Here is an 11,869-nt window from a genome sequence, read left to right on the forward strand (position 1 = left end):
GATAAGATGCGATTACTTCATAACTGTCTATAAAGTTTTCTTATAACTAATTCATATCATTGCCTTAGCTAGAGATTTTTTATTCTCATGCAGCTATCTTCATGAGGATAGGCATTTTGGGATTGTTAAAGGAGCCGCGAAAACAATATGATTCACCCTACTTACAGATAAAAGAAACAGCAGTTATTATGACTCAATACTGATTCTTGTAAAAAAGCTTGTATATTAGCACAGTAAACACTGTGTCACATCTTAACAGAGGAATAAAAGATGCTGGAATTACTGGGTTCAGGTTTGGTGTCGCTGTGGCTAGAGATGGCCGGGGTACAAATAAAACCTCTAGATGCCTTAGATGCTTTGACTTGGCAAAGTAGCCCTGGCTTGGTTCTTGCGCCTGATCCTAATCCAACTGGGGCTACTACAGTGCAGGAATATCTGAAACAGCTAATAACATCGAAACTGATAGCGCAAAATCTGGCCCAGAGTCAGGGAATTTGGATGCAGTCGGGGCCGATGCTGATGGCAAATCACCAAGGTACAACACCTCTGCCAGCTGCCTCTTTAACCAAAATTGCTACTTCACTAGTTGCTTTGAAAACTTGGGGACCAGACTACCAATTTGATACTTTAGTCAGTGCTAGTGGACCAGTGGTAAATGGGGTTGTACAGGGCGATTTGGTGATTACTGGTGGTGGCGATCCGATGTTTGTTTGGGAAGAAGCGATCGCTCTTGGTAATACTCTCAATAAAATGGGCATCAAACAGGTAAAGGGAAATTTGATCATTAATGGCAGGTTTGCCATGAATTTCCAACGTCAGCCGATGCTGGCGGGTCTGATGCTCAAGCAAACATTAAATCGCGCGACTTGGGGCCGCCCCGCTATTTATACACACTCAATTATGCCCAAGGGAACGCCCAAGCCTCAAGTTGTCATTGCTGGTGCGGTGAAAGTTGAAGCACAACCAAACCCTCGACAGATTTTGTTACTACGTCATCGCTCATTGCCTTTGAAGCAACTGCTCAAAGAAATGAATGTTTACAGTAACAACGATATGGCAGAGATGCTGGCAGAGTCAGTGGGAGGAGCAGCTGTAGTGCAGTCAACTGCTGCTAATCTTGCCAGAGTGCCACAAGTAGAAATTCAGTTAATCAATGGTTCTGGATTGGGGCCGGAAAATCGCATTTCCCCGAGGGCTGTTTGTGCCATGCTGATGGCTATTCAACGTGAGGCATCTGTCCATCAACTAAATCTAGCTGACTTGTTTCCCATGTCTGGATTTGATCATCGGGGGACACTACACACCAGACACATTCCCCTTGCTACTGTGATCAAAACTGGCACTCTCCGAGATGTTAGCGCTTTAGCTGGAGTGATGCCCACACGCGATCGCGGTTTGGTTTGGTTTGCTATTATCAACCGAGGAACAAATGTCTGGGGTTTGCGGACTGGACAAGACCAACTGTTGCAAAGTGTTGTAAAACAATTACAACTACCTCTAACCGTTCCTGTTGCCCTCACTCCCCACTCAGCCATCAACTCTTTACCCCAGCTAGGTGCAGACAGTCGAAATGAAATTTTATTTAAAAGTTAGTCAATCTATAATTTACGGTTAAAACAGAAAGTAAGCCTGTCTTATTTGGAATCCAAAAGTTTTATTAATGGGTAAAAACCGAACTTGTAAAGGGTGAATGTCCATAATAGCTTTTGGGTTAAATTTTCCATTAAGTTGATTACAGGTAGTTCGCAAAATGCTCTAACCCCATTTTTGAGGAGAGCAGGCGAAACCTAAAGTAAAAATAACTGTAAATAGATTTGTCACGACTAAGCAACAATTAAGCTTATAAATCAGGTTGTGATTATGCAATTTCTCAAATTACCCAGGTCTTTACGCCAACTCAGTACTCATGTTTTAGCAATCGCGCTAGGAGTTCTGCTAACCGTTAGCACATTGCAAGTGTTGCCTTCCCAAGCCGAACCAGCACCCCCATTAACTGTTGAGACTCCACAACTGATTGCCCAACGGCAATCACCAGCCACTGGTGCGATCAGTAGCAGTAGCTTTGTGACAGCAGCAGTAAATCGTGTTGGTTCAGCAGTTGTTCGCATTGATACTGAGCGCACAATTACTCGTCGGGTTGATCCATTTATGGAAGACCCCTTTTTCCGTCGGTTTTTTGGTGACGGTTTCTCTCAACAGATGCCTCCTGAGCAGCAGTTACGGGGTTTAGGCTCAGGTTTCATTATTGACAAGAGCGGGTTAGTTATGACTAATGCTCATGTGGTCGATAAGGCTGATAAAGTAACAGTCCGACTCAAAGATGGCCGCACCTTTGAAGGGAAAGTTCAAGGTATTGATGAAGTTACAGATTTGGCAGTAGTCAAGATTAATACTGGTAGCGATTTACCAGTCGCGCCCTTGGGTTCTTCTAATGGTGTACAAGTAGGAGACTGGGCGATCGCAGTTGGTAATCCTTTGGGATTTGATAACACTGTTACCTTGGGAATTGTCAGTACCCTCAAACGTTCCAGCGCCCAAGTCGGAATTAATGACAAACGTTTAGATTTTATTCAGACAGACGCTGCTATTAACCCTGGTAACTCTGGCGGACCACTATTGAATGGGCAAGGTGAAGTAATTGGCATTAACACAGCTATTCGTCCTGACGCGATGGGTATTGGGTTTGCCATTCCTATTGATAAAGCTAAAGCGATCGCAGGACAATTGCAACGTGATGGCAAAGTTGCTCACCCCTATTTGGGCGTGCAAATGCTAACTTTGACACCCGAACTTGCCAAGCAAAATAACACCGATCCCAACTCTCCTATTCAGATACCAGAAATTAATGGTGTTTTTGTAATGCGAGTTGTCCCCAATTCTCCAGCAGCATCTGCGGGTATCCGACGCGGGGATGTAATTCTTCAAGTTGATGGTAAAGCTATTACTAGTGCTGAACAATTGCAAAACGTTGTGGAAGACAGTCGTCTTGGTCAAGTATTACAGGTGAAAGTGCAACGAGGTAATCAGACACAGCAGCTTTCAGTCCGTACAGCCGAGTTGCAAAATGCTTCTTCTTAGAGGTGCATATAGCCGATTTGAAGCTGTTACGCAAATAAAATTGGATATTTACTCGTGTACCCCTCTGGAGAAGCAAGCTAGCAAGAGCGTCTCCTTCAGGAAAGGGTTGTCATTAGTCATTTGTCACTTGTACTGCCCTTCGACTACGCTCAGGAACCGCGACTTGTGCCGACTTGTACCGAGCGACTTGTACGCTCGCTTGTCCTGAGCTTGTCCTCTTGGTAGTCGAAGGGCGTAGTCGTAAAGCCTGCGGCATAGCTACGCTTAGGGCGCAGCCAAGAAGAGAAGGGCAAAGCCGAGGGGCGTAGTTGTAAAGCCTGCGGCATAGCTACGCTTAGGGCGCAGCCTCTGGTAGAGTTGGGCGTAGTCGAAGTAAACCAAGGTAAGCCGAAGTATTAGTCATTTGTGTTTCAAAGGACAATATTAACGATTGCAATGTACAATTTAGACGCGCATCAGCTCAAGAGTATGGAATAGTAGGGGTACAGCAATGCTGTGCCCTGAATAGGTTTTATATAAAAACGAGATCCGCTTAGTTATATAACGGCACAGTTAAGGGACTTCATCATGCATCTGTCCCGACGATGTCTAGCAAAACAATAGCTTCACTTACCAACAACTAAAACTAGACCTTCATAGGCTAGTATTGTTTGAGGAAAAGCAGATTTAACATAAACTTCAACCTGGTTAAGAAAATCATCATGGTCATCTGGATGATGATGAGAGATGGCTAGCTGTTTAACGCCAGCATTCAGAGCCGCATTCACCGCAGCTTGCCAAAGCAAATCAGCAGAGTCATGGTTATGAGATGTAGGCGCAGTATAAGTGCCATTGGCAATCAGTAAGTCAACGCCTTGAATGAACTGTAAAATCCGCTCTCGCTCCACTTGATCAGCATTCTGGTGCAAATCCGTGATGTAAGCAACACTATACTCTTTCCAAGTGACTCGATAGCCAACTGACCGCTGAGTTTGATTAATTAATGCATTTGTAATGGTGACATCATCTAGCTTCACATTACTGTCTGGAGTGAGATTGTAAAACTGCAATTCCGACTGCATTACCTGTAAAGGGTAAGGAAAGTGTGGCTGGAGCATCTGATCGTAGAGACATTGTTTGATTGAGGCTCCATTTGATGCAGCTGTGCCGTAAATATGGAGGCAATTTTCCCCAATAAATGCTGGAACAAAAAAGGGAAAGCCTTGAATTCTGTTTGATTGGCAGTTGGTAAAAAATAAATGGGCTTCTAGTGGCTGTTGCTGTTCTTGCAAAGTTTTACCCAGTATGCGTAAGCCGGTACCGCCATCAAAAATCAAGTGTTTCCCAGCTACATGCATTTCTACACAAGCGGTATTACCACCATAACGACTGGTATTGCTACTTGGAGTCGGAATCAAACCTCTTACACCCCAGAATTGCACTATAAATTCACTTGCTGGGCTACTTGGCAAGGTAGATGACTTTTCAGGTATGTAGCTCTGGGAATCCGACAACTCAAAATTTGACATTTTCCTTGAAATTAGACCTTACTGAACAGATCATCGTAGTGCCGAACTTCTAACAGCCTGTTTTTTTCGTCCACAATGACTACCGTAGGAGAGTAACTTTTTAACTCTTCTGGAGTGAACTGCCCGTAAGTCATTATAATCAAGCGATCGCCAATAATGCCTAGACGTGCCGCACCCCCATTTAGCTCAATTACTCCTGAATAGGCTGGAGCCGGGATCGCATAAGTAATAAAGCGCTGGCCATTGGCATTATTAACTACTTGCACCTGCTCATAGGGTAAAATGCCAGCTTTTTCTAAAAGCATTTCATCAATGCTGATACTACCCACATAGTTAATATTTGCCCCTGTGAGGGTGCAGTTATGAATTTTTGCCAGAAGGAGAGTGCGCTGCATTTGGGTTTGGGTTGGTAGCAGTTTTTACAATCCGTAACAAAGGAAAATTATTAAAGTGAAGAGTTAGAAGTCAGGAGTGAGAAGTCAGGAGTGAGAAATAAAAATTCATAACTCTTAACTCTTAACTCCTAACTCTTAACTCCTAACTCTTAACTTCTCTATTATCCTCTATAAGCTTTGACGGATTTTTCTACTAAAGCTGCAACTTTGTCCACATCTTGCCAACCGAGAATTTCAGTTACCTTTTTTTCCAAATTTTTATAACTACGGAAAAATTCGGCAATTTCATCTAAGCGGTGTGGGGCTAAGTCATTCAGGGATTTGACCTGAGTGTAGCGTGGATCTTTGTCAGGAACACAAAGGATTTTCTCATCGCGATCGCCACCGTCAATCATCTCCAAAAAGCCAATGGGTCGTGCCGCAATCACACAGCCTGGAAAGGTTGGTTCGTCAATTATGACCATACCATCTAGGGGATCGCCATCATCAGCCAAAGTATTAGGTACAAAGCCGTAGTCATAAGGATATTGTACCGAGGAATAAAGTACTCGGTCTAGAGCAAAAGCTTCTAGTTCCTTATCGTATTCGTATTTATTTTTACTTTTGCCAGTAATTTCAATCAGAACGTTGATTAAACCAGGTTTCGGTTGGGCAGGAATACGAGATAAGTCCACAAAAAACTCCTCTGATAACAATGAATCATGGGGCACTCAGTCAGCTTCGCTCCCCGTGTAGAATTTTAGGGCAATATGGATCTCTTCCCAAGAAATTGGGCATTAGGCATAGGGCACTTGTACTGAGCTTGTCCTCTTGGTAGTCGTAAAGCCTGCGGCATAGCTACGCTTATGGCGCAGCCTCTTCAAGAGTTGGGCGTAGTCGAAGGGCGAAGTTGAAGTAGCCGAGGTAAGCCGAAGTATTCGGTATTGGGCGATTGGCAAGAGGACAAGGACAATTCGAGACAAGTCTTTCTCCTTGTCCCCTTGTCTCTCCTGCTCGCCCTGCTCCCTCATTTCTGCCACTCCTATTGAAATGGAAAAAGCGTTGCGAAGTAACTTCGCAACGCTTTTTCCAAGAGGGTATTATTCTTTCCCATCCTTAATTGCTGTTGGAGGGATTTATTTTTGCCCGTAGTCTGTCAAGACAACTGAAATCTGGAGTCACCAATATAGATTTCAGTTTATTCCTGATGAACTACATCCAAATCTAGAGACATTGTCTCAAAATCAGTTTTCTCGTTTTTTGTAGTTTTTCTGGTGGTGAAATGCTACTGGAAAGCTTTATCAATCTTGACTTCCTTTAAAATTTTGAACCAGGGGCTGCTGGTTATTTTGAACATCATTTGAAGAATAGTGGGCGATGACAAATACGGGTAGGGTAAGAGTTAACAGAGCGATCGCAGTTCCCACAATGTCTGCCAAACGTTGGGAATATGTGTCGGTAGAATTGGCAGACTGGCTATTTAAATTCATACAAAATTGAAGGTCTTCGTCACAATGTATAGGTTTACTCTCTAATTGAGAGTCTTAATGGTATGTTAGCTATTTTTAAACTGTAGAATGTGTAGAATCCTACAATCTAAACCATTTCTCTAACTGTCATAATAGCCTTTTTATACATGGAATTCTTAATACAAAGTTACAAGGAAACAAATCATGTTTTATTTTGCAATTAATATTTTTAAATGTTTCCCTGTATGGTGTAATAGTTCGCATACGCAAAGCCAACTTTGACAGCATCATAAATTACATTTTTTCGCTGCTTAAAGACCAATTAGCAAAACATATTTGTTCAATACTTCATCATTATAACATTTTAAAACGCCTTTGATAAGGTCATTTTACTGGAATTGCGAATTTGTGATACAGGACACAAAACAGCAAAAGCACTGATAAATATTCAGTGCTTTTGATTGTTATACAGTAGTTATACATAAAAAATTTGATGCAAGACAATAAATGAATATGAATAATTTTAACAAACAAGAATAGTTACTGAATAAATACAGATGCATCAACTCCGTGTGCAGCATGGATTCAGTAATACTACTAAACAAATATTTTATAATTTAGTTTTTAAAAAATTATAACAATAGAGCAATTTTGTCAATCTATATATAGGTAGATTAAAAAATAATTTCTAAGGTTGAGTATAAGTGTAAGAGTTATCACCAACTTTTGCTTATATTTGAACAAAATACCCAATTTCAATTTCCAGATTCTAAATACATATAAGTTTTTGGATAATAAATTAATCAACTAAAAAAAACCGCCACTAACTATCATAGGGCGGTTTGGTTAAGCAATCGGAGGGTAATTACAAATTACTCTACTAATAAATCAAATTGCTGTAACGAAGTTTGCATTCAATTGGGGAGTAAGGATTGGGGATTGGGGATTAAGTATAGATTTATTCTCCCCTTGTCTCCCTCATCTCCCTAGTACAGAGGGCGCAAAAATAAACATAGTATTTCAAATTGCACAAAAGCTTGGAATATAATCCTTTTGACTTTTGACTTCCGCCTTGCGGTACTACTGCTTTCCATAAATACTCATTGGTTCCTTGATAAATCGCGTGTAAAGATGCTTAAACGTAGATTTAATTACGCGTGGCATACCAAAATCGATAGGCATCAATTTGTCTGGTAGCCGCCAATCTTCTATTTTTAATAAGTCAGGATTTAAATAGGGAAACTCTATGGCAGGTAGTTCTGGACAAACTCCTAGCCTTTGAGAAGCTGCAACTGTAGGCACTTGTTCAGGAGGAACATTGAGAATTTCTATCATTGCCCGATCTAGGGTAAATATATCTGATGCGGCTGCTAAAATTCCTAATTGGCGAGGTTCACCATTACTAGGGCCATTTCCTTCATGACCGATGATGCCATCTAATATGGTTAAGTTAGGGTTAATTGCCCTGGCAGTTTCTACTAACATTTCACCAAATCTATCCGCGTCTTTTCCAGCTTCCATGTGCCACCAAGCTTTCATTTTGCCGGGGACGCAACCAAATAAGTTTTTTACTCCCAGTGTTAATGTTAACTGCATGTGTGATTTCACTTTGGGTAGGTTAATCACTACATCTGCTTCCATTGCTTCTTTTGACAGCCGCAGATGGTTAAAATTGTCACTAATGGTTTGGTAACGCTGACCATGAAAATCGATGATCGGAAGATTGAGTTCTTCTAAAATAGGTAGATAGCCATTTGCTACTGCTACACCTTTAGCACTGCCAAAAGCAGGACTATCACCCAAAAATGGCTTACCACCAACTTCAATTACCATCTGGGCAACTTCGTAAACTAGTTCGGGACGGGTGATACACTCTTTCCCAGGACGCGATCCTGTAAGTAGATTGGGTTTTAGTAAAACGCGATCGCCTTTTTTCACAAACGCTGCTATTCCTCCAAAAGGTTCCAGGAGAATGACTAAGGATTCCCGTAAGGCTTCTCGTTCGTAGGATGTAGCCCGAATTAGACTAACAGATGGTTTTTGAGTCTGCATAGATTGGGGAATGGGGGATGGGGAATGGGGAATAGGTAAGAAGCAAGAGAGCAGGGATCTGGGGAGAAAGAAGTAATAGTAATTTTAATTCTCCCCCTTGCCCGATTCCCAATTCCCAATTCCCCATAACCTATTATTCTGTTTTGAGTGGCAAGATACCACTCATTTGTTCTAGATTTAACACTGTAGCTAAGTCTGTTTCACTCATCAACCCGCGTTCTAGGACAATCTGCCGTAGGGATTTACCGCTTTCTAAAGATTCTTTGGCTACTGCTGCGGCATTTAAATAACCGATGTGGGTATTTAGTGCGGTTACTAAAGCTAAACTACCTTCAGCATAAGCTAAACAACGTTCTTGATTAGCAGTAATTCCCTGGATGCAACGTTCGGTGAGTGCAGCGATGGTATTACCCAGAATTTCGATGCTGTGAATCAAGTTATAAGCAATCAGTGGCATCATCACATTTAATTCTAATTGTCCGGCTTGTGCGGCTAAAGCGATCGCACTGTCGTAACCCATAACCTGAAAGCACACCATTGATGTCATCTCTGCCATCACTGGGTTATATTTCCCTGGCATAATTGAGGAACCAGGTTGGACTGGTGGCAGTTGAATTTCTTTCAAACCAGTTTTTGGCCCCGAATCCATCAGCCGTAAATCATGAGATATTTTAACTAAATCCTGCGCTAAGTTGCGTAAAGTACCGGAAACATTTACAAATGCTGCCATACTTTGCATCGCTGCCATAAGATGCGGTGCAGGTTCCAAAGGAGTATCAATTAATTCTGATAGAACTTCTACCACACGGGCACGATACAAAGGATGAGTATTTAACCCCGTTCCGGCTGCACTACCTCCCAAACCCAGCACCATCAAATCGCCAGAGGCGGTGTAAATCCGGTTTTGATGTTCTGTAAGAATTTGGGCCCAAGCCCGAAAATTATCACCCAAGCGCACAGGTACTGCGTCTTGTAAGTGAGTTCTGCCAGATTTGACAATATCTTGAAATTCTACAGCTTTGTTTTCTAAAGATGCGATCGCACCATCTATTGCTGGGTGTAATGTCTGGGATAATGCCAATAATCCACCAATGCGAATTGCCGTCGGAATCACATCATTGGTAGACTGCCCATAATTAACATGATCGTTGGGATTAACACGTTTATAATTACCCTTTTCTTCACCAAGAATTTCTAAGGCGCGATTTGCTAAAACTTCGTTGACATTCATGTGGTGAGATGTTCCAGCACCCGCCTGATAAACATCCACAACAAATTGATCGCGGAATTTACCAGTCAAGATTTCATCAGTTGCTTGGATAATCGCCTGACTAATATCTTGGGGTATACAATTCAGTTCCCCATTTACAATTGCCGTAGCTTTTTTAATTAATAAGCAAGCATTTACGTAAGTAGCTAAAGGTTTTATACCGCTAATAGGGAAGTTTTCGATAGCCCGAAGCGTTTGAATGCCGTAATAAACGCTACTAGCAATTTGGCGATCGCCCATTGAATCGCGTTCGATGCGGAATTGGGAATCTGTCTGTTCAGTCATAGTATTGTTTTAGGAGAGCTACAGAAAACAGATTTTCCCACGCAGGCACACTCAGATACACTAATCTGCATATATTTTGCATATTTGCTTGGCTGCTTGTTGCTTTACACTTGTTAATTTTTAATTTTTCATGACTCTACCTAACTGGATTACTTTCTCTCGTCTTCTGGGTGTACCATTTCTGCTTTATGGCTTGTACAATCCCACACCACAAGCTAGATGGATATGTTTAGCGATTTTTATCGTTGCGGCGTTAACTGATTGGTTAGACGGCTATTTAGCACGGGAACTCAACCAAATTAGTGAATTGGGTAAGTTTCTTGATCCCTTAGTAGATAAATTTCTGGTACTAGCGCCGTTGATGGTTTTTATTGAACTAGGAAAAGTTCCGGCTTGGGGAGTGTTTTTGATTTTAGCGCGAGAATTAGCGATCGCTGGTTGGCGGGTAAATCAAAAGACGATTACGGGGGCAAATATTTGGGGTAAACTCAAAACTGTTAGTCAAATAGTTGCGATCGCACTTTTGATTGCACCTTTAGGTGAAGTTTGGCAAACTGCCTCTCTGATTGCTTTTTGGATTTCTGTGGCTCTGACTTTCATTTCTGGGGGTATTTATCTTTTGCCGCAAAAAGTTAGTATTAGTGAATGACAAAATGAAATTATAAATGAACAACAGTGATAACAAATAAATTATAGTTGTTCATTTGCATTTATGTGTCTTTAAGGAACCACAATTACAGGAGTTCCTATTGTCACTATTTTAAACAGTTTCCGCACATCTTCGTTATACATCCGAACACAACCATGAGAAATTGCTTTTCCTACAGAGTTTCTTTGATAAGTGCCATGAAACCCAATTTCGTCTTTGCCATCAGTCCAAAATCCGATCCAACGTTCTCCTAATGGATTCTGAAAACCTGCGGGAACAACTTGTGTGTAACTAACAAATGGATTTTCCCAAATTGGGTTTTCAACCATATTAAGCACTTTAAATTTGCCTGTAGGCGTTTCCCACTTTGGTTTACCAATAGCTACTGGATAGCTGGTTAGTAAAATCTTACCCTGATAAATATAAAGTCTTCGTTGCTTAAGAACAAGTAGTAAATGGACATTTTGCTCAAAAGTGTTAGAAGGGGTTGGCTGCACTGGAAGCTTGAGCCTGATCTGTAAACGCATCATTCGCTCAGAAGTGCTAGGAAAATTTGATTGCGCTGGAGGAGAGTTCAATTGACTAATTGTTGTCTTCTCTCTTATTTCTTGCTCAACCGTAGTTTTGGCAATAGCACGTAATTGAAGTAAGAAAAGCAAAGCAATTGGGATCAATCCTAACTTGAGAGTACTACGGTAATATACACTATTGCTCATAATCTGCTGCATTAACTGTAGAAGTTATAAGTTGATTACAAAATATTTAATTTTCAGTTTGCTTTTATTTATTAAAAGTAATTCAGAAATCAAATTCCAATTAGCTTGAAGTCTGAATTCTGAATTTTTACTCAACTATTTTGTCAGATTTGCCTAATCAAAGAAGTTTTAGTTTTATCCTCGTCCTCGAACGGGACCTTTTGGTGTTGTACTTCTTGGAGTATTTCGATTAGCTGGCCTTGTGGTACTTCTTGGAGTATTTCGATTAGTTGGGGTTGTGGTATTTGGAGTATTTCGATTAGTTGGGTTTATGGTATTTGGAGTATTTTGATTAGTTGGGGTTGTGGTATCTGGAGTATTTTGATTAGTTGGCGTTGTGGTATCTGGAGTATTTTGATTAGTTGGCGTTGTGGTATCTGGAGTATTTTGATTAGTTGGAGTTGTGGTATCTGGAGTATTTTGATTAGT

At 41.2% G+C, this 11,869-nt stretch carries 13 protein-coding genes; 3 read left to right on the plus strand and 10 right to left on the minus strand.

The annotated features are described in order from the left end of the window. Positions 1-270 precede the first annotated feature (270 nt). Together V7L20_RS29340 and V7L20_RS29345 are read left to right on the plus strand one after the other, a co-directional pair. Positions 271-1,593: a D-alanyl-D-alanine carboxypeptidase gene (locus tag V7L20_RS29340; protein WP_334747453.1), complete on the plus strand. Its 1,323-nt coding sequence runs from the start codon at positions 271-273 to the stop codon at positions 1,591-1,593. A 267-nt stretch (positions 1,594-1,860) separates the two neighbouring features. After that, positions 1,861-3,078, plus strand: a complete 1,218-nt coding sequence (locus V7L20_RS29345; protein ID WP_334747454.1) for an HhoA/HhoB/HtrA family serine endopeptidase — start codon at positions 1,861-1,863, stop codon at positions 3,076-3,078. Positions 3,079-3,227: 149 nt separating this feature from the next. Here the strand turns inward: V7L20_RS29345 and V7L20_RS29350 are convergent, their stop codons facing one another. The 8 genes from V7L20_RS29350 to V7L20_RS29385 form a co-directional block, all read right to left on the minus strand. After that, complete coding sequence (locus V7L20_RS29350) at positions 3,228-3,404, minus strand: hypothetical protein (protein WP_334747455.1); 177 nt, start codon at positions 3,402-3,404, stop codon at positions 3,228-3,230. A 279-nt stretch (positions 3,405-3,683) separates the two neighbouring features. Further along, positions 3,684-4,586, minus strand: a complete 903-nt coding sequence (locus V7L20_RS29355; protein ID WP_334747456.1) for an MBL fold metallo-hydrolase — start codon at positions 4,584-4,586, stop codon at positions 3,684-3,686. A gap of 11 nt (positions 4,587-4,597) precedes the next feature. Then, on the minus strand, positions 4,598-4,981 hold the full coding sequence (panD, locus tag V7L20_RS29360; RefSeq protein ID WP_334747457.1) for an aspartate 1-decarboxylase: 384 nt from the start codon (positions 4,979-4,981) through the stop codon (positions 4,598-4,600). A gap of 161 nt (positions 4,982-5,142) precedes the next feature. After that, on the minus strand, positions 5,143-5,655 hold the full coding sequence (locus tag V7L20_RS29365; RefSeq protein WP_100901064.1) for an inorganic diphosphatase: 513 nt from the start codon (positions 5,653-5,655) through the stop codon (positions 5,143-5,145). A 102-nt stretch (positions 5,656-5,757) separates the two neighbouring features. Then, on the minus strand, positions 5,758-5,991 hold the full coding sequence (locus V7L20_RS29370; RefSeq protein ID WP_334747458.1) for a hypothetical protein: 234 nt from the start codon (positions 5,989-5,991) through the stop codon (positions 5,758-5,760). 270 nt (positions 5,992-6,261) lie between these two features. Continuing rightward, positions 6,262-6,450: a hypothetical protein gene (locus V7L20_RS29375; RefSeq protein ID WP_334747459.1), complete on the minus strand. Its 189-nt coding sequence runs from the start codon at positions 6,448-6,450 to the stop codon at positions 6,262-6,264. Positions 6,451-7,509: 1,059 nt separating this feature from the next. Continuing rightward, entirely contained in the window at positions 7,510-8,481 is a 972-nt protein-coding gene (locus V7L20_RS29380; RefSeq protein WP_334747460.1) for a DUF362 domain-containing protein, read from the minus strand. A 133-nt stretch (positions 8,482-8,614) separates the two neighbouring features. Beyond that, complete coding sequence (locus V7L20_RS29385; protein WP_334747461.1) at positions 8,615-10,036, minus strand: aspartate ammonia-lyase; 1,422 nt, start codon at positions 10,034-10,036, stop codon at positions 8,615-8,617. A gap of 130 nt (positions 10,037-10,166) precedes the next feature. Between V7L20_RS29385 and pgsA the strand changes: the two genes are divergently transcribed. After that, positions 10,167-10,685, plus strand: a complete 519-nt coding sequence (gene pgsA, locus V7L20_RS29390) for a CDP-diacylglycerol--glycerol-3-phosphate 3-phosphatidyltransferase (protein WP_334747462.1) — start codon at positions 10,167-10,169, stop codon at positions 10,683-10,685. A 71-nt stretch (positions 10,686-10,756) separates the two neighbouring features. Here the strand turns inward: pgsA and V7L20_RS29395 are convergent, their stop codons facing one another. Both V7L20_RS29395 and V7L20_RS29400 read right to left on the minus strand, forming a co-directional pair. After that, a complete protein-coding gene (locus tag V7L20_RS29395) occupies positions 10,757-11,401 on the minus strand; it encodes a L,D-transpeptidase (protein ID WP_334747463.1) in 645 nt (214 codons plus the stop codon). A gap of 174 nt (positions 11,402-11,575) precedes the next feature. Next, positions 11,576-11,869, minus strand: a 294-nt coding sequence (locus tag V7L20_RS29400) for a hypothetical protein (protein ID WP_334747464.1), incomplete at its 5' end; no start/stop codon positions are given.

This window comes from Nostoc sp. (assembly GCF_036916735.1).
Lineage (GTDB): Bacteria > Cyanobacteriota > Cyanobacteriia > Cyanobacteriales > Nostocaceae > Nostoc.